Source organism: Streptomyces sp. NPDC000229, from assembly GCF_040300825.1.
Classification (GTDB): Bacteria; Actinomycetota; Actinomycetes; order Streptomycetales; family Streptomycetaceae; genus Streptomyces.
In genome coordinates this window covers 1-22,827 of the sequence record NZ_JBEPEL010000023.1, presented here as the reverse complement: position 1 = coordinate 22,827, position 22,827 = coordinate 1, and the positions used below count along the sequence as shown (strand labels likewise).

The 22,827-nt window shown below is 70.8% G+C and carries 26 protein-coding genes; 17 read left to right on the top strand and 9 right to left on the bottom strand.

Translation table 11 applies throughout. The features are described 5' to 3' along the window. Positions 1-52: 52 nt before the first annotated feature. The 3 genes from fabG (at position 53) to ABT360_RS14540 (ending at position 2,079) form a co-directional block, all read left to right on the top strand. A complete protein-coding gene (gene fabG / locus ABT360_RS14550; RefSeq protein ID WP_351814951.1) occupies positions 53-757 on the top strand; it encodes a 3-oxoacyl-[acyl-carrier-protein] reductase in 705 nt (234 codons plus the stop codon). 4 nt (positions 758-761) lie between these two features. After that, a complete protein-coding gene (gene fabI, locus ABT360_RS14545) occupies positions 762-1,529 on the top strand; it encodes an enoyl-ACP reductase FabI (protein ID WP_351814949.1) in 768 nt (255 codons plus the stop codon). Positions 1,530-1,716: 187 nt separating this feature from the next. After that, positions 1,717-2,079, top strand: a complete 363-nt coding sequence (locus ABT360_RS14540; protein WP_351814948.1) for a hypothetical protein — start codon at positions 1,717-1,719, stop codon at positions 2,077-2,079. Here ABT360_RS14540 and ABT360_RS14535 read toward each other — a convergent pair. Beyond that, positions 2,048-2,737: a FadR/GntR family transcriptional regulator gene (locus tag ABT360_RS14535; RefSeq protein ID WP_351814946.1), complete on the bottom strand. Its 690-nt coding sequence runs from the start codon at positions 2,735-2,737 to the stop codon at positions 2,048-2,050. The genes ABT360_RS14540 and ABT360_RS14535 overlap by 32 nt on opposite strands. A gap of 79 nt (positions 2,738-2,816) precedes the next feature. Here ABT360_RS14535 and ABT360_RS14530 point away from each other — a divergent pair, with 79 nt between their 5' ends. The 4 genes from ABT360_RS14530 (at position 2,817) to ABT360_RS14515 (ending at position 5,426) form a co-directional block, all read left to right on the top strand. Further along, entirely contained in the window at positions 2,817-4,202 is a 1,386-nt protein-coding gene (locus tag ABT360_RS14530; RefSeq protein WP_351814944.1) for a CynX/NimT family MFS transporter, read from the top strand. Between the two features lie 17 nt (positions 4,203-4,219). Then, complete coding sequence (locus ABT360_RS14525; protein WP_107415491.1) at positions 4,220-4,339, top strand: SGM_5486 family transporter-associated protein; 120 nt, start codon at positions 4,220-4,222, stop codon at positions 4,337-4,339. A 239-nt stretch (positions 4,340-4,578) separates the two neighbouring features. Beyond that, positions 4,579-4,848 carry a hypothetical protein gene (locus ABT360_RS14520; protein ID WP_351815063.1) on the top strand — a complete coding sequence of 90 codons (270 nt, stop codon included), beginning with the start codon at positions 4,579-4,581 and terminating at the stop codon, positions 4,846-4,848. Between the two features lie 59 nt (positions 4,849-4,907). Beyond that, on the top strand, positions 4,908-5,426 hold the full coding sequence (locus ABT360_RS14515; RefSeq protein WP_351814942.1) for a SixA phosphatase family protein: 519 nt from the start codon (positions 4,908-4,910) through the stop codon (positions 5,424-5,426). A 78-nt stretch (positions 5,427-5,504) separates the two neighbouring features. On the opposite strand, the gene serB is transcribed toward ABT360_RS14515, so the two are convergent. Beyond that, on the bottom strand, positions 5,505-6,710 hold the full coding sequence (gene serB, locus ABT360_RS14510; protein WP_351814940.1) for a phosphoserine phosphatase SerB: 1,206 nt from the start codon (positions 6,708-6,710) through the stop codon (positions 5,505-5,507). A gap of 1,152 nt (positions 6,711-7,862) precedes the next feature. Here serB and ABT360_RS14505 point away from each other — a divergent pair. Then, positions 7,863-10,514 (top strand): FHA domain-containing protein, encoded by a 2,652-nt coding sequence (locus ABT360_RS14505; protein ID WP_351814938.1) that lies wholly within the window; start codon positions 7,863-7,865, stop codon positions 10,512-10,514. 71 nt (positions 10,515-10,585) lie between these two features. Here the strand turns inward: ABT360_RS14505 and ABT360_RS14500 are convergent, their stop codons facing one another. From ABT360_RS14500 to ABT360_RS14490, 3 genes are all read right to left on the bottom strand, one after another. Further along, positions 10,586-11,341 carry a transglycosylase SLT domain-containing protein gene (locus ABT360_RS14500; RefSeq protein WP_351814936.1) on the bottom strand — a complete coding sequence of 252 codons (756 nt, stop codon included), beginning with the start codon at positions 11,339-11,341 and terminating at the stop codon, positions 10,586-10,588. 303 nt (positions 11,342-11,644) lie between these two features. After that, entirely contained in the window at positions 11,645-12,715 is a 1,071-nt protein-coding gene (locus tag ABT360_RS14495; protein WP_351814934.1) for an S-adenosylmethionine:tRNA ribosyltransferase-isomerase, read from the bottom strand. Further along, the gene (locus ABT360_RS14490; protein ID WP_351814932.1) at positions 12,712-13,413 is read right to left on the bottom strand and encodes an SDR family NAD(P)-dependent oxidoreductase; all 702 of its coding nucleotides are present in this window, start codon (positions 13,411-13,413) and stop codon (positions 12,712-12,714) included. Before ABT360_RS14490 ends, ABT360_RS14495 begins: the two co-directional genes overlap by 4 nt. 188 nt (positions 13,414-13,601) lie before the next feature. On the opposite strand from ABT360_RS14490, the gene ABT360_RS14485 reads away from it, so the two are divergent. From ABT360_RS14485 to ABT360_RS14475, 3 genes are all read left to right on the top strand, one after another. After that, complete coding sequence (locus ABT360_RS14485; RefSeq protein WP_351814930.1) at positions 13,602-14,759, top strand: GAF domain-containing sensor histidine kinase; 1,158 nt, start codon at positions 13,602-13,604, stop codon at positions 14,757-14,759. Next, positions 14,752-15,414 carry a response regulator gene (locus ABT360_RS14480; protein WP_444852240.1) on the top strand — a complete coding sequence of 221 codons (663 nt, stop codon included), beginning with the start codon at positions 14,752-14,754 and terminating at the stop codon, positions 15,412-15,414. The genes ABT360_RS14485 and ABT360_RS14480 overlap by 8 nt, the downstream gene beginning before the upstream one ends. Before the next feature lie 178 nt (positions 15,415-15,592). Then, on the top strand, positions 15,593-15,838 hold the full coding sequence (locus tag ABT360_RS14475; protein ID WP_351815056.1) for a chaplin: 246 nt from the start codon (positions 15,593-15,595) through the stop codon (positions 15,836-15,838). Positions 15,839-16,125: 287 nt separating this feature from the next. On the opposite strand, the gene ABT360_RS14470 is transcribed toward ABT360_RS14475, so the two are convergent. Beyond that, on the bottom strand, positions 16,126-16,929 hold the full coding sequence (locus tag ABT360_RS14470; protein WP_351814928.1) for a hypothetical protein: 804 nt from the start codon (positions 16,927-16,929) through the stop codon (positions 16,126-16,128). A gap of 159 nt (positions 16,930-17,088) precedes the next feature. On the opposite strand from ABT360_RS14470, the gene ABT360_RS14465 reads away from it, so the two are divergent. The 5 genes from ABT360_RS14465 to ABT360_RS14445 all read left to right on the top strand — a co-directional run bounded on the left by ABT360_RS14465 (position 17,089) and on the right by ABT360_RS14445 (position 20,502). Continuing rightward, positions 17,089-17,880 (top strand): ABC transporter ATP-binding protein, encoded by a 792-nt coding sequence (locus ABT360_RS14465; RefSeq protein WP_351814926.1) that lies wholly within the window; start codon positions 17,089-17,091, stop codon positions 17,878-17,880. Between the two features lie 60 nt (positions 17,881-17,940). Continuing rightward, positions 17,941-18,369, top strand: a complete 429-nt coding sequence (locus ABT360_RS14460) for an NfeD family protein (RefSeq protein WP_351814925.1) — start codon at positions 17,941-17,943, stop codon at positions 18,367-18,369. A gap of 139 nt (positions 18,370-18,508) precedes the next feature. Then, positions 18,509-19,462 carry an SPFH domain-containing protein gene (locus ABT360_RS14455; protein ID WP_064072637.1) on the top strand — a complete coding sequence of 318 codons (954 nt, stop codon included), beginning with the start codon at positions 18,509-18,511 and terminating at the stop codon, positions 19,460-19,462. 76 nt (positions 19,463-19,538) lie between these two features. Next, a complete protein-coding gene (locus ABT360_RS14450; protein WP_351814923.1) occupies positions 19,539-20,309 on the top strand; it encodes a sulfite exporter TauE/SafE family protein in 771 nt (256 codons plus the stop codon). Positions 20,310-20,313: 4 nt separating this feature from the next. Then, positions 20,314-20,502 (top strand): DUF1272 domain-containing protein, encoded by a 189-nt coding sequence (locus ABT360_RS14445; protein WP_351814922.1) that lies wholly within the window; start codon positions 20,314-20,316, stop codon positions 20,500-20,502. A gap of 46 nt (positions 20,503-20,548) precedes the next feature. On the opposite strand, the gene ABT360_RS14440 is transcribed toward ABT360_RS14445, so the two are convergent. The 3 genes from ABT360_RS14440 to ABT360_RS14430 all read right to left on the bottom strand — a co-directional run bounded on the left by ABT360_RS14440 (position 20,549) and on the right by ABT360_RS14430 (position 22,589). Continuing rightward, a complete protein-coding gene (locus tag ABT360_RS14440) occupies positions 20,549-21,055 on the bottom strand; it encodes an HNH endonuclease (protein ID WP_351814920.1) in 507 nt (168 codons plus the stop codon). A gap of 163 nt (positions 21,056-21,218) precedes the next feature. Further along, entirely contained in the window at positions 21,219-21,755 is a 537-nt protein-coding gene (locus tag ABT360_RS14435; RefSeq protein WP_351815053.1) for a YbhB/YbcL family Raf kinase inhibitor-like protein, read from the bottom strand. A 51-nt stretch (positions 21,756-21,806) separates the two neighbouring features. After that, positions 21,807-22,589: a sporulation protein gene (locus ABT360_RS14430; protein WP_351814918.1), complete on the bottom strand. Its 783-nt coding sequence runs from the start codon at positions 22,587-22,589 to the stop codon at positions 21,807-21,809. A gap of 82 nt (positions 22,590-22,671) precedes the next feature. Between ABT360_RS14430 and ABT360_RS14425 the strand changes: the two genes are divergently transcribed. Further along, positions 22,672-22,827, top strand: a 156-nt coding sequence (locus tag ABT360_RS14425; protein ID WP_351815050.1) for a DNA-3-methyladenine glycosylase, incomplete at its 3' end; no start/stop codon positions are given.

The window sequence follows — 22,827 nt, the reverse complement described above, 5'->3', positions numbered from 1 at the left end:
GCCGGACCGATAGGTTTCCGAGGTACCAGACCGCTAAGGAAAGGGTGATCCGTTGAGCCGCTCGGTTCTCGTCACCGGAGGTAACCGGGGCATCGGCCTCGCCATCGCCCGCGCCTTCGCCGACGCCGGCGACAAGGTCGCGATCACGTATCGCTCCGGCGAGCCCCCGGAGGGCTTCCTGGCCGTCCGGTGCGACATCACCGACGCCGAGCAGGTGGAGCAGGCCTACAAGGAGATCGAGGAGAAGCACGGTCCGGTGGAGGTGCTGGTGGCCAACGCCGGTGTCACCAAGGACCAGTTGCTGATGCGGATGTCCGAGGAGGACTTCACGTCCGTCCTCGACACCAACCTCACCGGCACCTTCCGGGTCGTCAAGCGCGCCAACCGCGGCATGCTGCGCGCCAAGAAGGGCAGGGTCGTCCTGATCTCCTCGGTGGTCGGCCTGCTGGGTTCGGCGGGTCAGGCCAACTACGCCGCCTCCAAGGCCGGACTGGTCGGCTTCGCCCGCTCCCTCGCCCGCGAGCTCGGCTCGCGCAACATCACGTTCAATGTCGTCGCACCCGGTTTCGTCGACACCGACATGACCAAGGTGCTGACCGAGGAGCAGCGGGCGGGCATCGTCGCCCAGGTGCCGCTCGGCCGCTACGCGCAGCCCGACGAGATCGCCGCCGCGGTCCGGTTCCTCGCGTCCGACGACGCCTCGTACATCACTGGAGCCGTCATCCCCGTTGACGGCGGATTGGGCATGGGTCACTGATCACATGAGCGGAATTCTCGACGGCAAGCGCATCCTCATCACGGGTGTGCTGATGGAGTCCTCCATCGCCTTCCACGCCGCCAAGGTGGCCCAGGAGCAGGGCGCCGAGGTCATCCTGACCGCCTTCCCGCGGCCCACGCTGACCGAGCGCATCGCCAGGAAGCTCCCCAAGCCCGCCAAGGTCATCGAGCTCGACGTCACCAACGACGAGCACCTGGCCCGCCTCGCCGACCTGGTGCGCGAGGAGCTCGGCGGCCTCGACGGCGTCGTCCACTCCATCGGCTTCGCCCCGCAGGACGCGCTCGGCGGCAACTTCCTCAACACGCCGTTCGAGTCGGTGGCCACCGCGATGCACGTCTCGGCGTTCTCGCTGAAGTCCCTGACCATGGCCTGCATGCCGCTGATGCAGAACGGCGGCTCGGTCGTCGGTCTGACCTTCGACGCGCAGTTCGCGTGGCCGCAGTACGACTGGATGGGCCCGGCCAAGGCCGCGCTGGAGGCCACCAGCCGCTACCTGGCGCGTGACCTGGGCAAGCAGAACATCCGCTGCAACCTCATCTCGGCCGGCCCGCTCGGCTCGATGGCCGCCAAGTCCATCCCGGGCTTCACCGACCTGGCGAAGGTGTGGGACGAGCGCTCCCCGCTCCAGTGGGACATGTCGGACCCGGAGCCGGCCGGCCGCGGCATCGTCGCGCTGCTGTCGGACTTCTTCCCGAAGACGACCGGCGAGATCGTCCACGTCGACGGCGGCGTGCACATCATGGGGGCCTGAGCCTCAATACCGGCGCCGAAGGCCGCGCACCGCTCCGGGGGAGTGGTGCGCGGCCTTCTCGCGTGTCGCACTCATGTACGGTGCGCAGCGCTCCCAAGTCGAAGAGTCACCGATATCGCGGCAGACTGGTGCAGAACGGAAATGTGCGTCCGTTGCTCGGGGAGTTCGGGGAGGAGGTGTGGCTGTGGTGACGAAGCGCCAGGCCAAGCGTCATGCGAAGCGCCGCCGGGCCGGATCCCTGGCCGCCGCCGCGGCCCTGCTGTCGGGGCTCGCGCTCAGCGCCCAGGCCCATGCCGCCGAGAGGGACGTGTACGTCGCCTCGTGCCGTACGTCGGTCGAGGGTTCCCGCGTCACCGCGTACTGCCACAACCCGTACCCCGGCACGGACCGGGTCCAGCTGCACGTCGAGTGCGTCCGGTGGTGGGACATCGACTCCGACAGCGCGCCCGTCGACGTCGGCCCCACGGCCTATGCCGAGCTGACCCAGCGCTGCTGGAAAGAGGTCGGAGACGCCTGGATCAGTCACCGGCCGGCGCCCGGTCACCGCTGAGGCACACGAAGGGGTACCCGGCCGCCTCCGCGGCCGCCGCATCGGCGTCCCCGGCCCTGATCGCCTCCACCAGCCGCGCGTGGTCCATGTGGTTCTCCGGCCGCAGGTCCTGGCCCACGTCGTCACGCAGCCAGTCCCGCAGCAGATGGCCCAGGTCGGCGTAGAGCTCGGACATCACGTCGTTGTGCGAGGCGGCCACCACGGCCAGGTGGAACGTCGCGTCCGCCGCGACGAACCGCTCGGCGTCGCCCGCCTCCCACGCCTCCTCGCGCCGCGCGAGCAGGGCGTCCAGCTGCTGCATGTCCCGTTCCGTACGCCGCTGGGCGGCCAGCCGGGCGGCCGACGACTCCAGCGTGGAGCGCAGCTCGGCGATGTGCCGCGGATCGGCCGCCGCGAACCGGCGGTGCATCACCCCGGCCAGCTCGCTGGTGGCGATGACATACGTGCCCGACCCCTGGCGGATGTCCAGCAGGCCGTTGTGGGCGAGCGCCCGGACCGCCTCACGGACCGTGTTGCGTGCGACGCCCAGCTGCTCGACCAGCTCCGGCTCCGTGGGGATCCGGGATCCGACCGGCCACTCGCCCGAGGTGATCTGGTTCCGCAGCTCGGCGATCACCTGGTCGGAGAGCGCGGATCGGCGGGGAGAGCTGAGCGCCATGGTGCTCCTTGGCTCCTGGTGGTGGAGACCTCGTCAGAGGATTGGACAGTCAATCATCCCATGATTCTATGATGGGTCCATGTCCGACGAGCCGCAGACCCAGACCAAGACGCAGATACCGGCCCTCACCCCCGCGCCCACCCCCGCCGGAGCCGTCCCGCACCGGCGGACGGCCTGGCTCACCCGGCTCCTGATCGTCGGGCTCGTCCTCGCCGCGCTCAACCTCCGCCCCGCCATCACCAGCCTCGGCGCCCTCCTGGAGGAGGTGCGGACCGGGCTGCACATGAGCGGCGGCGTCGCCGGCGTCCTCACCTCCGTACCGCCGCTCTGCTTCGCGGTCTTCGGCATCACCGCGCCCCGGCTCGCCCGCCGCTTCGGCCCCGGGGCCGTCGTCTTCGCCGGCATGGCGGCCATTACGGCGGGTCTCGTCATCCGTCCCTTCACCGGCGGCACGGTCGCCTTCCTGGCCGCCAGCGCCCTCGCCCTGATGGGCATCGCCGTCAGCAACGTCCTGATGCCGGTGATCGTCAAGCGGTACTTCCCGGACCGCGTCGGGACCATGACCGGCCTGTACTCCATGGCCCTCGCCCTCGGCACCTCCCTCGCAGCCGCCGCGACCGTCCCGGTGACCGGCGCGCTCGGCGGGAACTGGCGCACCGGCCTGGCCGTGTGGGCGGTCCTCGGCGCGCTCGCCGTGGTGGCGTGGCTTCCGCTGGTCCGCGACCGGGGCGGCGACCGCACCGGCACCGTCGCGGCGGACGGGCCGGAAGGGCCGGAAGGGCCGGACGGGCCGGACGCGCGGGACCTCCGTGACGCGCGGGAGGCCCGTGACGCGCCGGACCTCCGTGACGCGCGGGAGGCCCGTGACGCCTCGGACAGCCCCGCGCTCCGGATCACCCGCAGCCGTACGGCCTGGGCGCTCGGCTGCTTCTTCGGACTCCAGGCCACCGGCGCGTACATCACCATGGGCTGGATGCCGCAGATCTTCCGCGACGCCGGAGTGTCCGCCGGCACGGCCGGAGTGCTGCTCGCCGTGACCATGGTGATGGGTGTGCCGCTCGCCTTCGTCATCCCCCGGCTAGCCGCCCGTATGAAGACCCAGGGCCCGATCGTCGTCGCCCTCGGCCTGTGCGGACTGAGCGGGTACGCCGGTCTCCACTTCGCCCCGGCGGCCGGGGCGTGGGCCTGGGCACTCCTGCTCGGCGTCTCCAACTGCGCCTTTCCTCTCGCCCTGACCATGATCGGCATGCGGTCGCGGACCGGGGGCGGTGTCGTACGGCTCTCGGCCTTCGCCCAGAGCGTCGGTTACCTCATCTCCATCCCGGGCCCGACACTGGTCGGCGCCCTCTACGAGCACAGCGGCGGCTGGGGCACACCCCTCGCGCTGATGATGGGGCTGATGGTGCCGCAGATGGTCGTCGGAATCATCGCGGGGCGGGACCGGACGATCGAGGACGAAGCCTGAGGTGCGAGACTTGGCCCATGCAGCCTGTGCTCGACCCGAATCCCCAGAACGGCCAGAAGAAGCTCCTCATCGTGCTGGGCACGATGCTCGCGATCGGCGTGGTCATCGGAATAATCGCCACCATCGCTTCGCCGTGACCCGGCGTCCCTGACCCGGCGTCCTGGGCCCGGCGTCCTGGGCCCGGCGTCCTGGGCCCGGCGTCCTGGGCCCGGCGTCCTGGCCCGGGGGTGGGGCTTCCCCCACCATCCCTTAGGGGGCCAGGGTCAGGGTCAAGTGGGTGGATTGCCGGATGGGCCCGACGGTCCGTGATCCGTAGCGTGGAGGTCACTTCGGTACATCGACCTCGACCTGGCATCACGGACCCATGGAGGCGGCCATGTCGGCCCGTACGCACCAGCACCGGACGCACGCCACCACCGTCACCACGACGGGCACCAGGACCGCTACCACGACCGTCACCACGACGCTCGGCACGGTCGGCTCCGCCGCCGGCGCCCGGCTGCCGTGGTGGGCCGTGGCCCTGCCCGTGCTCGCCTTCGCCTTCCTCTTCGGGCTGATAACCGGAGGCGGTGAGGCACACGCGGCGGGAGGCGACCCGGCGGTCGGCCGGATCCTCGAGCAGATCCAGCACACACTCGCGCGGTAGGCGGGCGAGCTGGTCAACACCCACCGCTCCACGGCGTGTTTCATGCGAAGCTGGGGAGCATGAGCGTCGATACACCCCGCAGGATCGTGCTACTCCGGCATGCGAAGGCCGACTGGCCCCAGGTGTCCGACCACGAGCGGCCGCTCGCAGAGCGAGGCCGCAAGGACGCCCCGGTGGCCGGCCGCCGACTCGCCGAGACCGGAATCACCTTCGATCTGGCCCTGTGCTCGACCGCGGCCAGGACCCGCGAGACATGGAAGCTGGCGGTGCAGGAGCTGCCCCAGCGACCCAAGACCGTGTACGAGGAGCGGCTCTACGAAGCCTCGCCCGGGGAGATCATCGCGCTGCTCAATGAAACCCCCGAGGACGTGAACGACGTACTCGTCATCGGGCACAACCCGGGCATGCACGCCGTCGCCGACGCCCTCGCCGGCGAGGCCGACGGGGACACCCTGGCCCGCATGAACCGGGGCGGCTTCCCGACCTCGGCCTTCGCCGTCGTCGGTTTCAGCGGATCCTGGAAGTCCGTGGAGCACGGCGTGGGCAAGCTGCTGAGCTACTGGGCGCCCCACGACTAGGCGCCCACCCCGTACACCGTAGGCGAAGGCCCGGACACCGAAGCGGCGTCCGGGCGTCCTCCGGCGTGGGTTCCCCGCTCAGACCTGGTCGGCGTCCGCCGCCTCGACCTCTTCGCGGGTGATGCCCAGCAGGTACAGCACCGTGTCCAGGAACGGCACATTGACAGCGGTGTGGGCCGCCTTGCGCACCACCGGCTTGGCGTTGAAGGCCACACCCAGACCGGCCGTGTTCAGCATGTCCAGATCGTTGGCGCCGTCACCGATCGCCACCGTCTGGGCGAGCGGTACGCCCGCCTCGGCGGCGAACCGGCGCAGCAACCGCGCCTTCCCGGCCCGGTCGACGATCTCGCCGGTCACTCGCCCGGTCAGCTTGCCGTCCACGATCTCCAGCGTGTTGGCCGAGGCGAAGTCCAGCCCCAGCCGGACCTTCAGGTCGTCCGTGACCTGGGTGAACCCGCCCGACACCACACCGACCTGGTAGCCGAGCCGCTTCAGCGTACGGATCAGCGTCCGCGCGCCCGACGTCAGCCTGACCTCGGCACGCACCTTGTCCACGACCGACTCGTCCAGCCCCGCGAGCAGCGCCACCCGCGCGTGCAGCGACTGCTCGAAGTCCAGCTCACCGCGCATCGCCCGCGCCGTCACCTCGGCGACCTGCTCCTCACAGCCCGCGTGCGCCGCGAAGAGTTCGATCACCTCGTCCTGGATGAGCGTCGAGTCCACGTCCATGACGACCAGCCGCTGCGCCCTGCGGTGCAGGCCGGCGGAGACGACGGCCACGTCCACGCCGACCTCATGGGCCTGCGTGGCCAGCGCGGTGCGCAGAGGCGCCGTCTCGGTGCCCGACACCGCGAATTCCACGGCCGTCACGGGGTACTTCGCCAGCCGGAAGATACGGTCGATATTGCCGCCGGTCGCGGTGATCGTGGCCGCTATGGCGGCTGTGTTCTCGGCCGTCAGCGGGTGCCCGAGCACGGTGACGTGCGATCGCCCGGACCCGCGCGGCCGGTTGTCACCGGTACCGGAAATGATCTCGGCCTGCAGCTTCAGGGACTCGGCCCAGCTGTGCACGGTGGCCCGCAGTTCCCCCTCGCTGCTCACGGTCGGCTCCGTGACGAGCGCGCACAGGACGATGCGACCACGGGTCACGACCTGTTCGATGTCGACCACGTCGACGGAGAAGGCGGCCAGGGTGTCGAACAGCCCGGCGGTGATTCCGGGGCGGTCCTTCCCGAAGATCTTGACGAGAAGGGTGGGAACGTCAGAGGTCTGCGATGCGCTCATGGTCCCCCCACCGTATCGGCCCCCACGTGGTCGGGCGTGCCCCGTCCCGAGTGCCGGACAGCCGTCCGCCACCTGAGCGGCACTGGGTCCGGCCGCGCCCGGTGCGGCCTCCGCTGCCCGGTTGCCCCCGATGCCCCCGCTGCCCCGGCTCCGGCCCGGGTGCCGGGGCCCAGGCAGCCGTAGGTACGGGTTCGTGTCCGGCTCCGGCGGCATGTACGGGCCGGGGGCGCCCCCCGGCTCCACCCGCCGCCGCGCCTCACACCGTGCCCAGCGGCAACCCCATGCCCCCATCACCCCGCAACACCGCACCTCCGCCGTAGCCGCCCGCACCCGGACCCCGCACCCGGACCCCGCACCCGGCCCCGCCGAGCACCAGGACCGACGCGCGAGCCCGCCCCGAGCCGTACGCACCGCGGTCAGCACGCCCGCGCTCGGCATCAGCAGCCCGCCGCGGACCACGCCCGCCACCGCGCCCGCCACGTCCACACGGAGCCCGATCCACGCCCTCGCGTCCACCAGGTCCCCGACAACTCCGAGTCCCGCCTCCCCGTCAATCGTGACGGCGTCGTGACTCGCCCACGTCACCGACCCGACCGCCGCCACGAAAAGCGCCACCAACACGCCGATGCACGCCGCGAGTTCGCCCCCCCCGAACACATACGCCTGCCCTGCCGCCACCCGCAACGACCGCAGGAAGGTGTACGACAACGGCATCGCCCGTCATCGGCCGAGCGAAGCCGCCCCGTACCCGCCGTATCCGCCCCCGGCGAGTGCAGTCCGAGCGCCGCGATGCCCGCCATGCCCACCAGTGCCCAGCTCACGGCGGCGATCGAGGCCAGGATCACATCCAGCCACCGGACACCCCCGCCGCTTCCGTCCTCGTACACCAGGACCCTCAAAGGTCCCTCGATCCGTACCGAGTTGCTCGGTAAGTGCATGATCCGTACGCACTCGGGGCGCTTATGGCTCTCCGGGGGTATTTCTCCTGAGTCAACGACACATGGGGGCAGGGTGCAGCAGCGCCTGCGCGCTGTCTTCACACCGCCCGACTTTCGATTCCGGCGCCGGGCCTGAAATAGTTCCACCCGATGTTCGCCATCCCTAGACTCCCTGCGACGGGGGGAACTCGGGGGACAAGTAGTGGGGCATGGAGTGCCGGAACTCGTACTGGAATTGAACGGAAGAACCTGGACTCTCGATCCGTCCAGGTCGTACACCATCGGACGCGATCCGCAGGGTGACCTGGTGATCGACGACGCCAGGGTCTCGTGGCGGCATGCCACGGTCGGCTGGAACGGCCGCAGTTGGGCCATCGAGGACCATGGCTCCACCAACGGCACATACGTGCAGGGCCAGCGGATCCACCAGATGGAGATCGGCCCCGGCTCCGCCGTGCACCTCGGCAACGCGACCGACGGCCCCAGGCTGAGCCTGACCGACGCCGCGGCCGGCGCGGGCGCGTACAGCGCCCAGGCCGCCGCCCCGGCTCCCCAGGCGCAGGCCCAGGCGCAGGCCCCGCAGGCCTGGCAGCAGCAGGCCCCGGCCGTGCCGCAGCAGCAGCCGCAGCCGCACCAGCCCCCGGGCTGGCCTCAGCAGCAGCCTCAGCACGCGCCCCAGCAGCAACCGCACCAGCCCCACCAGGCGCCGCCCCACCAGGCCCAGGCCCAGGCCCCGGCCCAGCCGCACGTCCCGCACCAGCAGCCCGGCCCCGCCGGCCACCCCGGCCCCGCCGAGCAGCTCGCGCAGAAGGTCCCGGGCCAGGGTGGCAGCGCCCCGATGGCCGCGCCGGTCCACGCCGAGCGCAGCCCGACGACCTTCCACCAGCTGGCGCTGGGCCGCGTGATGCGCATCGGTCGTGCGCTCGAGAACGAACTGGTCGTCTCCGACCTCCAGGTCTCGCGCCACCACGCCGAGTTCCACGCCACGCCCGACGGCCGCTTCGAGATCCGCGACCTCGGCTCGCACAACGGCACGTACGTCAATGGCCAGCCGCTCGCCAAGTCCGGCTCCGCGCTCATCGGCCCGAACGACATCGTGGGCGTCGGTCACTCGACGTTCCGGCTCGTCGGCGACCGGCTCGAGGAGTTCGTCGACACCGGTGAGGTCTCCTTCTCGGCCCGCCACCTCACCGTCACGGTCGATGGCGGCAAGCAGATCCTGAAGGACGTCTCCTTCGGTGTTCCGGAGAAGTCGCTCATCGCGGTCATCGGCCCGTCCGGCTCCGGCAAGTCGACCCTGCTCAAGGCACTCACCGGCTACCGGCCGGCCAACCAGGGCGACGTCCTCTACGACAACCGGAACCTGTACAAGCAGTTCGCCGAGCTCCGCCAGCGCATCGGTCTGGTCCCGCAGGACGACATCCTGCACAAGGAGCTGACCGTCCGCACCGCGCTCAAGTACGCCGCGAAGCTCCGTTTCCCCGCGGACACCACCGAGCAGGAGCGCGAGGCGCGGATCGACGAGGTCCTGCGCGAGCTGAAGCTCGACATCCACAAGACGAAGAAGATCACCGCCCTCTCCGGCGGCCAGCGCAAGCGCGTCTCGGTGGCCCTGGAGCTGCTGACCAAGCCCTCGCTGATCTTCCTGGACGAGCCGACCTCCGGCCTCGACCCGGGCATGGACCGCGACGTCATGCAGCTGCTGCGCGGCCTGGCCGACGACGGCCGTACGGTCCTCGTCGTCACGCACTCCGTCGCCGAGCTCGCGCTCTGCGACAAGCTGCTGGTCATGGCGCCCGGCGGTTCCGTGGCGTACTTCGGCCCGCCGGAGGAGGCGCTCAACTTCTTCGGTTACGAGACCTGGGCGGACGTCTTCTCGGCGTTCGAGAACTACCGCGACTACGACTGGGCGGGCCGCTGGAAGGGCTCGCAGCACTACCAGATGTACGCCGCGGACATCGACGCCGTCGCCCCGCAGTCCGTGGAGATGCCGTCGGCCCAGTCGATGCGTCCGCCCAAGCCGCAGAGCTGGGGCGCCCAGCTGTGGACCCTGATCCGCCGGTACGTCTCCGTCATCGCCTCCGACCGGGGCTTCCTCGCCCTGATGGTGATCCTCCCGGCCGTCCTGGGCGTGGTCTCCACGCTGATCAGCTCGGACTACGGGCTCAGGCCGAGCCCGCGCGGCCCGAACGGCAGCGCGGCGACGATCCTGCTGATTCTCGCGGTGGGCGCCTGCTTCGCCGGTGCCGCCAACTCCGTACGAGAACTGATCAAGGAACGGGTCATCTACGAACGGGAACGTGCCACGGGCCTGTCACGTTCGGCGTACCTCATGTCGAAGGTGATCGTGCTCGGTGTGATCACGATCATCCAGGGCGCGATCATCGGCGGCATCGGCTTCGGCATGCGTGACGTGCCGGACGAGGGCCTGCTCTTCGGCTCCTCCCTGGTACGGCTGGAACTGAGCCTGCCGATCATGGCGCTCGGCTTCACTTCCATGATGTTCGGCCTGATCATCTCCTCGCTGGTGAAGACCGCCGAGAAGACCATGCCGCTGCTGGTGATGTTCGCGATCATCCAGGTGGTCTTCACCGGCTGCCTGTTCACCCTGCACGGCCAGGTCGGCGTCAACGAGTTCTCGTACCTGATGCCGTCCCGCTGGGCCGTCGCCGCCGCCGGCACCACCGCGCAGCTCAACGTCCTGTTCCCCAACCAGGACGACCCCACCGAAACGGACCCGCTGTGGGACCACGAGCTGGGGCAGTGGATGGTGGACATGGGCGCGCTCCTGGCGCTCGGCGCCATCTGCGGCGTGATCGTGGCGCGCCTGCTGCGCCGCCACGAGCCCGAGGTGATGCGCAAGTAGTACGCGGCCGGAGCACGCGCCGAAGGGCGGCACCCGCACGGGGTGCCGCCCTTCGGCGTAGGTGAACCGGCTCAGTAGGCGCTGTTCACGTTGTCCATGGAGCCGTAACGGTCGGCCGCGTAGTTGCAGGCGGCGACGATGTTGGCGACCGGGTCGTACTGGTCGAACTTGGTGCCCGGCACGTGGTAGGCCTTGAAGGTCGGGTAGATGACCTGGAGCAGGCCCTTCGACGGGACACCGTTGATGGCGTTGATGTCCCAGTTGTTGATGGCCCGGGGGTTACCGCTGGACTCCCGCATGATGTTGCGGTGGATGCCCTCGTAGGAACCCGGGATGTTGTGCTTCTTCATGATGTGGAGCGCCTCGCGGATCCAGCCGTCGAGGTTGTTGGCGAACACCGGCGTGCGGGCGGCGGCGCGGCTCGCGGCGGCCTTGGCGGCGGCACGCTTCTTCGCGGCGGCCTCGGCCTTCGCCTTGGCGGCAGCGGCGGCCTGCGCCTTGGCCTTCGCGGCGGCGGCGGCCTGGGCCTTCGCCTTCGCGGCGGCGGCGTCGGCCTTGGCCTTCAGCTCGATGGTGGTCTGCTGCTCGGTGATGCCGAGGTGCAGCGGCTTGTTCTGCGCGCTGCTGAGCGTGTTCGTGAGCGCGGCGACCGGAGCGGCAGCAGGGGCGGCGGCGACAGCCTGCGGCTCCGTCTCGGCGGCGGCGTCGTTGCCCGGAACGACGGAGAACGCGAGCGCGGCGGCGCTCAGCGTGGCAACGCCGGCGAGGGAAAGCTTGTGGTTCTTCTTGAGACGGCTGAAGCCGGGGCGGGTGCTGGACGCGGACATGCAGTCGTACCTCTTCGAATCGCGGGACGTCGCAAGGCCAGGGCGGCGCTTCGCCTGCTCGGCGGGCGACGGATGCAATTCTTAGCGGCAGCAAAATCCTGGGGCAAAGGTGTGACGTACGAAGCCGGGTAGTGGATCAGCGGGTGCCGAAGAGCGCCTCGGTACCAGCCACGCACCCGCGTCACCAGCACTCATCTCGTACTTATGGGCACCACTAGCCGGCTTCGTAAGTGACGTGGGTCCTATGTGCGGGCTCACATCGGGCACGCAACAGTCTCACCATCTGTTGCACGAGCAATGCGCTCAGTGAGGGCCCTCCTCCGGGAGGATGAGGTGGACGTCGCCGAACTCGTGCCAGAGGTACAACCGCCTCAGCGCCTCGGCGTACGCACGGCCCAGCGCCTCCCTCCCCGCGACCGCCTCCAGCATCAGCAGGTGCGAAGCCTCCGGCTCGTGCAGCCCGGTCAGCAGCCCGTCCACGGCGCGCACCCCGCGCCGCGGCGTGACCACCAGATCCGTCCAGCCGGAAGCCGGACGTACGACACCGTCGTCACCGGCCGCCGACTCCAGCGCCCGCACCGCCGTCGTCCCCACCGCCACGATCCGCCCGCCGCCCGCCCGCGCGGCCCCGACCAGCCACGCCGTGGCCGGCGGCACCTCGAACCGCTCCGGGTACGGCGGCTCGTGCGCCTCCGCCGACGCCACACCCGTGTGCAGCGTCACCGGCGCGAACTGCACGCCCCGGCTCACCAGCGCCGCCACCATCCCCGCCGTGAAGGGCCGCGCCGCACTCGGCATCTCCGCCGAGCCCGCGCCGTCCGGGGACGGCCGCGCGAAGACGGTCTGGTACGCGGACAGCGGCTGGTCCCGTTCCGTGTAGCGGTACCGGATGGGACGCCCGTACCCGGCCAGCAGCCCCGGCACACCCACCGAGACGGAAGCCCACCACAGGCGTGCCGGAGCAGACGATCCCGCCGCCATCCCCACCGGCTCCTCCAGCACCAGATGCGCCCCACCGGGAAGCCGCACCGTCCCGCCCGCCGGCCCACCCGGCCGCGGCCGAGTACTGCCCCGCCCGTCCGGATCCCGGAGCTCCACCGACCACCGCCCGTCGTCCCCCCGGGTCGAGAAGTGCACGACGACCGCGTCCCCGCCGAGGCGCCCGGCCACCGCGGCGGCCAGCGTCGGTGACGTGTTCACCACCAGCACGTCCCCGGCCCGCAGCACCCCCGGCAGCTCCCGGAACGCGTGGTGCGACACGGCGAGCCCGCGCGACACCATGAGCCGAACGTCGTCCCGCCCCGTTCCCCGCTGCTCGGCCGGCACCCGCGCGGACAGCTCCTCCGGCACCCGCAGTGCCCCCAGCACGCTCACGCGTCCACCCCCAGCAGCGCGGGTGCCGCGTACCGCCCGCTCGCCGGCCGCTCCGCCAGCAGCCGCAGGAAGCCCGGCACCACCGATTCCGGGGCGGGCCGGTCCGAGTCGTCGTCCACGGGGACGGCGGCCCGGTACAGATCCGTCCGCATGTCACCCGGGTCGACCGCCCACACCCGCAACCCCGGCTCCTCGACCGCCAGCACCGCCGCCAGCTGGTCCAGCGCCGCCTTCGACGCCCCGTACCCACCCCACGTCCCGTACGCCTCCACCGCCGCGTCCGAACTGACCGCGATCACCGCCCCGGCCCCACTCGCCCGCAGCAGGGGAAGAGCCTCCTGTACGAGTCCGAGGGCGGCCACCACGTTGGTCTCCAGCGCCACCCGCAGCCCCTCCAACGACAGCGCGTCCAACCGCACGAGCGGCTCGGCGCCCAGCGCGCTCGCATTGCTCACCAGCAGGTCGAGCCCGCCCAGCTCCCGCGCCGCCGCCACCAGCGCCGCCCGGTGCCACCCGTCGGTCACGTCCCCGGGCAGCGCCACCACCCGCGTCCCGTGCGCCCGCGCCTCGCGAGCGCTCTCCTCCAGTACGGAGGCGGTCCTGGCGTCCAGTACCAGATCCCAGCCCTGACGGGCGAGCGCGGCGGCCAGCGCCCGCCCCAGCCCCTTGGAAGCACCCGTGATGATCGCGACAGACATGACACCCATCCCCTGAGAACGTAAGAGCCGGAAAGAGAAGCGATGTCCTCAGCCTGGAACGGCCCCCCAGGCGCCCGCCTCGGCCCCCGGCCGGATCCGCAAGGGACTTCGACCTAGGCCTTCCGCCCTAATCGGCCGCCGTCCCCGGTCCGATACGGACTGTCACCCCCCGCCGGTAACGTGAACGCATGACCGATCGACCGCCCCGCTCCGGCCTCGCCGCCGTCAGCACCGCCCTGCTGGCGATGAGCAGGCACCTGGAGGTCCGCGACGTCCTCAAGACGATCGTCGCCTCCGCCCGCGAGCTGCTCGACGCCGAGTACGCGGCGCTGGGCGTGCCCGACGACCACGGCGGGTTCGCCCAGTTCGTCGTGGACGGCGTCAGCGACGAGCAGTGGAAGGCCATCGGCCCGCTGCCGCGCCAGCACGGCATCCTCGCGTCGATGCTCCACGAGGCGAAGGCCGAGCGCCTCGCCGACGTCCGCAAGGACCCCCGCTTCGAGGGCTGGCCCTCCGCCCACCCCGACATGTCCGACTTCCTGGGCCTGCCCATCCGGGACGGCGATGAGACGATCGGCGCCCTGTTCCTCGCCAACAAGCGGTGCCCGCAGGGCCCCGCCCCCGCCGACGGCTGCGGCTTCACCGAGGACGACGAGGAACTGCTCGGCATCCTCGCCCAGCACGCCGCGATAGCCCTCACCAACGCCCGGCTGTACGAGCGCAGCCGCGAGCTCACCATCGCCGAGGAGCGCTCACGGCTGGCCCACGAGCTGCACGACGCGGTCAGCCAGAAGCTCTTCTCCCTGCGGCTCACCGCGCAGGCCGCCGCCACCCTCGTCGACCGCGACCCGGCGCGCGCCAAGGGCGAGCTCCAGCAGATCGCCGTGCTCGCCGCCGAGGCCGCGGACGAGCTGCGCGCCGCGGTCGTCGAGCTGCGCCCGGCCGCACTGGACGAGGACGGCCTGGTCCATACCCTCCGTACGCAGATACAGGTCCTGGACCGCGCCCACGCGGCGCGCGTGACGTTCGACAGCTCCGGGGTACGGGCGCTGCCCGCCGCCCAGGAGGAAGCGGTGCTCCGGGTCGCCCAGGAGGCCCTGCACAACGCCCTGCGCCACTCCGAGGCCGACCGGGTGGCCGTGTCCCTCGTACGGCGCGGCCAGGGCGCGCTGCTCAGCGTCACCGACAACGGCAAGGGCTTCGAACCCCGCTCCGTCCGCAGGGCGGGCCGCCACCTCGGCCTGGTCTCGATGCGCGACCGGTCGAGCGGCGTCGGCGGGAAGCTCACCGTCCATTCGGCGCCCGGCAAGGGCACCACGATCGAGATGGAGGTCCCCGGTGGCTGAGGCCGTGCCCAATCCGAAGACCGGGATCCGCGTCCTGCTGGTCGACGACCACCAGGTGGTCCGCCGCGGACTGCGCACGTTCCTGGAGGTCCAGGACGACATCGAGGTCGTGGGGGAGGCGGGCGACGGCGCCGAGGGCGTGGAGCGCGCCGAGGAGCTCCGCCCCGACGTCGTCCTCATGGACGTCAAGATGCCCGGCATGGACGGCATCGAGGCCCTGCGCAAGCTCCGCGAGCTGGGCAACCCGGCCAAGGTGCTGATCGTCACCAGCTTCACCGAGCAGCGCACGGTGATCCCCGCACTGCGGGCGGGCGCGTCGGGTTACGTGTACAAGGACGTCGACCCGGACGCGCTGGCCGGTGCCATCCGCTCCGTCCACGCGGGTCATGTCCTGCTCCAGCCGGAAGTGGCCGTGGCCCTCCTCTCCCAGGAGGACACCAACGGCGGCACGGGCCGGGGCGGCACCCTCACCGATCGCGAGCGGGAGGTCCTCGCCCTGATCGCGGACGGCCGCTCCAACCGCGAGATCGCCCGGGCGCTGGTCCTCTCCGAGAAGACCGTCAAGACGCACGTCTCCAACATCCTGATGAAGCTGGACCTCGCCGACCGTACCCAGGCCGCGCTCTGGGCGGTCCGCCACGGCCTGACCGGCTGACTGCCTGACCGGCTGACCGGCGGCCGGCCGCACCGGTCAACCAGAGGCGCGGCACCGGTCTGAGATTCATACCGTCGTGTGTATGTCACCCACTCGGCGCAACCTCGGTGCGGCGTGGCCGTTCTCCATGGCGTGCTGCGGTGATCGCCGCAGCGATAGTCAACGGAGGATGTTCGAAGTGAAGAACCTGAAGAAGGCCGCTGCTGTCACCATGGTCGCCGGCGGGCTCGTGGCCGCCGCCGCGGGCGCCGCGTCCGCCACCGGTGGTGCGCACGCGGACGGCGCCGCCGTCCACTCTCCGGGCGTCGGCTCCGGCAACCTGGTTCAGGCCCCGGTGCACGTCCCGGTGAACGTCTCGGGCAACAGCGTCAATGTGATCGGCCTCTTGAACCCGGCCTTCGGCAACACCGCCGTCAACCACTGACGGCCGAACGACCGACCCGGCCCCCAGCCCCACCTGGGGGCCGTCCCATGCCCGGCCGTCCATCCGGCCGCAGGGGTATCCGCAGCCCCGTGCACCGGCCCCTCGCCCGCCGGGCCAGGAGCGCGAGGGCGGGACGGTCCACCGGCCACGGCCAGCCGGCAGACCGACCCGCCCCGGCCTTCCCCGACCGGCCCGCCCCGGCCTTCCCCGACCGAACGCCACCGCCCTTCCCCGACCGGCCCAGATCCGTCCCACCGGTCACCTCTCCGGTGACCTCACCCCGCGCCTCACCCGCGCTCCCGCTCCTCCACCCACGCGTTGAACGCCGCCACTTGTGCCCGCCTGGCCACCCGCTCCACCGGCCGCAGCGCCTCCGACCGGGCTGCCATCTCCGACGCGCTCACCGCACCGCCGTGCGCGCCACCGGTTCCGTACGAGGGCGAATACGCCAGCGAGATCAGCAGCCCCACCCGCTGCGCCAGCTCCAGCACCCGCACCGCCCGCGGCGGATACCCCGGAGCCAGCACCTCGCGCCCGGCCTCCGCCCGGGCCCGGTACGCGTCCAGCGCCGCCTCCGCCACCGGCCCCGACGCCGCCACGTTCAGCCGCGTCAGTACCACCGTCGCCTCACGCAGGGCCTCAGCCAGCTCCCGCTCCGCCTCCCCGAGCGACGGCACATCGGCCGGCGGCGCCTCCCGCACCGGCAGGCAGTGCCAGACGACCTCCACGTGCAAGTCCCCGGGCCCCGGCCCCGCCTCGTACACCTCGGGGACGAGACCGAAAGCCGCCCCGTACCCGACGACCGCCTCCTCGGCCTCCAGCGCCCGCGCGTTGAACTCCGGTGGCCCGCTCAACCCCAGTGGGTGCCCCGGCGCCGGGAGCGCCACCCGCCACCCCGCGACCCCGAGCGCCCGCAGCCGACCCAGCGCCAGCGTCAGACCGACCGGCCCGGCCTCGCCCGGCAGCCCCTCCACCCGGTGCACGGCGTCGTCCCCGACGATCGCGAGCACGGCCTCATCCGGCGACACCAACCCGGCCAGCAAGGAGTTCCCCCATGCGGCCAACCGTCCTGAACGTGGTTCCGAAAGCATCCCCCCACCCTAGGCACTGTCCGGGGACCGGACCGAAGGAGACCAAAGGAGACCTAAGGACCGGGTCGCGCGACCAGTGGCGTAGGTTTTCCCCTGGGAGCTTCGCCCACAGGCGCAAGCGACGACGAGACTCGACCGCATAGGGGAGACAACGCGCTCATGAGCGATGTACTGGAGCTGGTGGACGTATCCGTGGTCCGCGACGGACGCGCTCTGGTGGAAGACGTCTCCTGGTCGGTCAAGGAGGGCGAGCGCTGGGCCATCCTCGGCCCCAACGGCGCCGGCAAGACCACCCTCCTCAATGTCGCGTCCAGCTACCTCTTCCCGACCTCTGGCACCGCCCGCATCCTGGGCGACCAGCTCGGCAAGGTCGACGTCTTCGACCTCCGCCCGCGCATCGGCATGGCCGGCATCGCCATGGCCGAGAAGCTGTCCAAGCGCCAGACCGTCCTGCAGACCGTCCTCACCGCCGCGTACGGCATGACCGCCACCTGGCACGAGAACTACGACGCCGTCGACGAGGACCGCGCCCGCGCCTTCCTCGACCGCCTGGGCATGACCGAGTTCCTCGACCGCACCTTCGGAACCCTTTCCGAGGGCGAGCGCAAGCGCACCCTGATCGCCCGCGCGATGATGACCGACCCCGAGCTGCTGCTCCTCGACGAGCCGGCCGCCGGCCTCGACCTCGGCGGCCGCGAGGACCTGGTGCGCCGTCTCGGCCGCCTCGCCCGCGACGCGTACGCCCCCTCCATGATCATGGTCACCCACCACGTCGAGGAGATCCCGCCCGGCTTCACCCACGTTCTGATGATCCGTCAGGGCAAGGTGCTCGCCGCCGGACCGGTGGAGATGGAGCTGACCTCCCGCAACCTCTCGCACTGCTTCGGCCTGCCGCTCGTCGTCGAGCGCGTCGGCGACCGCTACACCGCCCAGGGCCTCCCCCTGGCGTAAGCCGCCCCCGCACCCACCGCGCCCTGTCCGCGACGCGACCACCGGTCCTACCATGGCCCCGTGGACATCGACGCATGGGTCTGGTGGCTGATCGGCGCGGTGGGACTCGGCATCCCGCTCGTCCTGACCGCGATGCCGGAATTCGGAATGCTCTCCGTCGGAGCGGTCGCCGGGGCCGTCACCGCCGGCCTCGGTTTCGGCGTGGTGGGCCAGGTGGTGGTCTTCGCCGTCGTCTCCGTCGCGCTCATCGCGGTGGTACGCCCCATCGCGGCCCGCCACCGCGACGGACGGCCGCAACACGCCACCAACATCGACGCCTTGAGAGGCCGCCAAGCCGTCGTACTGGAACGCGTCGACGGCAGCGGCGGCCGCATCAAGCTGGCCGGCGAGGTCTGGTCCGCCCGCACCCTCGACGCCGACCAGGTCTTCGAACCGGGCCGGCAGGTCGACGTCGTCGAGATCGACGGGGCCACGGCCGTAGTGATGTGACGGTTCGCCAGGTGTGGCAACCTGGTCAACTCCCGCCGAACGGCGCACGCGCGACCCCGCCGTCTGCGAAACTCGATCATCGAACCAACCGGCAACGAACCGGCAGACAACCGGCAGCGAAGGGCACGGGGAACACACGATGCCATCAGTCATCATCGTCCTGGTCATCCTGGTGGTGCTCGTCTTCATCGCCCTGATCAAGACGATCCAGGTCATCCCGCAAGCCAGCGCCGCCATCGTCGAGCGCTTCGGCCGCTACACCCGCACCCTCAACGCGGGACTGAACATCGTCGTCCCGTTCATCGACTCGATCCGCAACCGGATCGACCTGCGTGAACAGGTCGTCCCCTTCCCGCCCCAGCCGGTGATCACCCAGGACAACCTGGTCGTGAACATCGACACCGTCATCTACTACCAGGTCACCGACGCCCGCGCGGCGACCTACGAAGTCGCCAGCTACATCCAGGCGATCGAGCAGCTCACCGTCACCACGCTGCGCAACATCATCGGTGGCATGGACCTGGAGCGGACCCTCACCTCCCGGGAGGAGATCAACGCGGCCCTCCGCGGCGTCCTCGACGAAGCCACCGGCAAGTGGGGCATCCGCGTCAACCGCGTCGAACTCAAGGCCATCGAACCGCCCACCTCCATCCAGGACTCGATGGAGAAGCAGATGCGCGCCGACCGCGACAAGCGCGCCGCGATCCTCACCGCCGAAGGCATCCGCCAATCGCAGATCCTGACCGCCGAGGGTGAGAAGCAGTCCGCCATCCTCCGCGCCGAAGGTGAGGCCAAGGCCGCCGCCCTCCGCGCCGAAGGCGAAGCACAGGCGGTCCGCACGGTCTTCGAGGCCATCCACGCCGGCGACCCCGACCAGAAGCTCCTCTCCTACCAGTACCTCCAGATGCTCCCGAAGATCGCCGAAGGCGACGCCAACAAGCTCTGGATCGTCCCCAGCGAGATCGGCGACGCCCTCAAGGGCCTCTCCGGCGCCTTCGGCAACCTCGGCAGCGGCGCCCCCGGCTTCAACACCGGCGGCACCGGCAAGGAACGCCCCCCGGCACAGCGCCGCGAAGAGCCCCCGGTCGACTGACACGCCCACCCCTTCGTGCATGATCGGTGCAGCAGGCACCGATCCCACAGCACCGATCTTGTACGAAGGGCCCCGCGTGACGATCTGGGAGATGCTCGCCGTCTTCGCCGCAGGCATCGGCGCCGGCACGATCAACACCATCGTCGGATCGGGAACGCTGATCACCTTCCCGGTCCTGGTCGCCACCGGCCTCCCACCGGTCACCGCCACCGTCTCCAACGCCCTCGGCCTGATCCCCGGCGCCATCAGCGGTGCCATCGGCTACCGCGCCGAACTCACCGGCCAGCGCCGCCGCATCCTGCGCCTCAGCATCGCCGCCGCCACCGGAGGACTCGGCGGAGCCATACTGCTCCTCCTTCTGCCCTCCACCGCCTTCGAGACCATCGTCCCGGTCCTGGTCGCCCTCGCCCTCGTCCTGGTCCTCCTGCAACCCCGCATCGCCAAGGCCGTCCAGCGCCGCCGCGACCGCGAAGGCACCCACGGCAACCCCGACGGCGGCCCGCTCCTCTTCACCGGCCTGCTCCTCGCCAGCGTCTACGGCGGCTACTTCACCGCCGCCCAGGGGATCATCTACCTCTCCCTCATGGGCATGCTGCTCCACGACACCATGCAGCGCCTCAACGCGACCAAGAACATCCTCGCGGCCGTCGTCAACACCATCGCCGCGGTCTTCTTCCTCTTCGTCGCCCACTTCGACTGGACGGCCGTGCTGCTGATCGCCGTCGGCTCGACCATCGGCGGCCAACTCGGCGCCAAGGTCGGCCGCCGCCTCCCGCCGACCGTGCTGCGCGCCGTGATCGTCGCCGTCGGTATCCTCGCGATCATCCAACTCACCACCAGGGGATGACCTCATGGCACTGGAAATGCGCGACATCTGCGAACGCTGCGAGGCGCCCCTGAGCGCCACCGGCACCGCGTACATCTGCAGTTACGAGTGCACCTTCTGCCAGGCCTGCACGACGACGATGAACCACGTCTGCCCCAACTGTGGCGGCAACCTCGTCCGGCGCCCCACACGCCACAAGCCCGCCTCGGCCTGACGGCGAGACGGGCTTCGGGTCACGGTATTGAGTCCCGCACAGCGGCTCACGCAGCCGCCGATGCCAGCCAATCGGGCAGCTCGGACCGGTCCCGCGCCCCGAGCGCCAGCAGCATCGCGTCCGCGGGCGACGGTATGAACGGCTGGTGCAGCAGCGGCATCCCCGCCTGTTCCGGCGTACGGTCCGCTTTGCGGTGATTGTCCTCCGCGCAGGACGCCACCGTGTTCAGCCAGTTGTCCCCACCACCCTGCGCCCGCGGCACCACGTGGTCCACGGTCGTCGCGCGCCCTCCGCAGTACGCGCACCGGTGCTGGTCCCGTACCAGCACACCCCGCCTCGACCACGGGGCCTGTCTTCGGAACGGCACCCTGACGTACCTGCAGAGCCTGATCACCCGAGGCACCGGGAGTTCGACGGCGGCCGCCCGCATACGCAGCCGGGGATGCTCCTGCTCGACAACGGCCTTGTCCTGAAGCACCAGCACCACCGCACGGTTCAACGTCACCGTCGACAGCGGTTCGAAGCTCGCGTTGAGAACCAGCGTGTCCCGCATCCTGCCACCTCCCGTGTGCCGGCCCTGCCCTCATGGCGGGCCTGGGGCCGGGACCAACTCTGGCCGGGCGCGCCGGGTTGGACAACGCAATATCCGTGCGCAACGAAAGATGCCCGCTCCTGATCTCTCCAAGACCAGGAGCGGGCAAACAAAAAGCGAACGATCAGCTTTCCGTCGGTTCCGCGTAATGTCCGATCAGCTGAGCACGTGCCAGCGTGTGGAACCGGAGGTTGAAGCCGACCACGGCGGGCGACGCGTCCGCGTCCGGCCCGAGCTTCTCGGTGTCCACCGCGTAGACGGTGAAAACGTAACGGTGGTCCTCACCCGCCGGCGGCGCCGCACCGCCGAAGTCCTTCGACCCGTAGTCGTTGCGGACGTGCACCGCCCCCTCGGGCAGTCCCTCGAACTTCCCGCTCCCCGCACCCGCCGGCAGCTCGGTGACCGACGCCGGGATGTCGAACAGCACCCAGTGCCAGAATCCGCTCCCGGTGGGCGCGTCCGGGTCGAAGCACGTCACGGCGAAGCTCTTGGTCTCCGCCGGGAAGCCCTCCCACCGCAGCTGCGGCGAGGTGTTCCCCTTCGCGTAGACCTGCGCGTCCGCCAGGGTGGCGCCCGGCGCGACGTCGTCGCTCACCACCGTGAACGACGGCACCTGCGGGTGGAAGTCGTGAGGGAGCGGCGCCCTCTTCTCCTCGGCCACGGTCACGTCAGAACCTCCGTATCGCTGTTGTTCCGATGGACTCCCTCGAGCCTAGAGCCAGTTGCGGCGACCACCGACATCGGCGAGCCACTGGTTGAGGTAGGCGACCCAGTCGGTGCCCTGGAAGTCGTTCAGCCCCACCTTGAAGGCCCGGTAGGAGTCGCTGCCCTCACTGAACAGCCCCGGCTTCTTGTCCATCTCCAGGACGACGTCCATCTCGCGCTCGTCGGCGACGAACGTCAGCTCCACCTGGTTCAGCCCCCGGTACTGCTGCGGCGGCAGGAACTCGATCTCCTGGTAGAACGGCAGCTTCTGCCGCGTCCCACGGATGTGCCCGCGCTCCATGTCCGCGCTCTTGAAACGGAAGCCCAGCTGGATGAAGGCGTCCAGGATCGCCTGCTGAGCCGGCAGCGGATGCACATTGATCGAGTCCAGGTCACTGGAGTCCACGGCCCGCGCGATCTCCAGCTCCGTCGACACACCGATGTCCATCCCGCGCAGCTGCTGCCCCGCGATGGTCGTGACCGGCGTCTCCCACGGGATGTCCAGCCCGAACGGCACCACGTGCACCGCCCCGGCCTTCACCTCGAAAGCCCCACCGAGCCGCACCTTGGTGAACTCGATGTCCTGCTTGACCTCCTGGTCACCACCTTCGACCTCGACCCGCGCCTGGAGACCGACCGAGAGCCCCTCGATCCGCTGATCCACCGAACCGCCCTGGATGCGCACCTCACCCTGGACCACCCCACCGGGCACGACGTTCGCCTCGGTGAGCACCGTCTCCACGGACGCACCCCCGGCACCCAGGCTCGCGAGCAGCTTCTTGAACCCCATGTTCACTCCTTTTCGGATCCTGACCCCTACATACGCGCATACGCCCAAGGACCGCGGGCGGTTCCCAGTACGCTCGTACGACATGATCGAGAGCTCCGACCGTACGCCGCTGCCGCGGGACTTCTTCGACCGCCCCGTACTGGAGGTCGCCCCGGATCTGCTGGGCCGCACCCTCGTACGCATGACGGACGACGGCCCCATCGAGCTCCGCCTCACCGAGGTGGAGGCGTACGCGGGC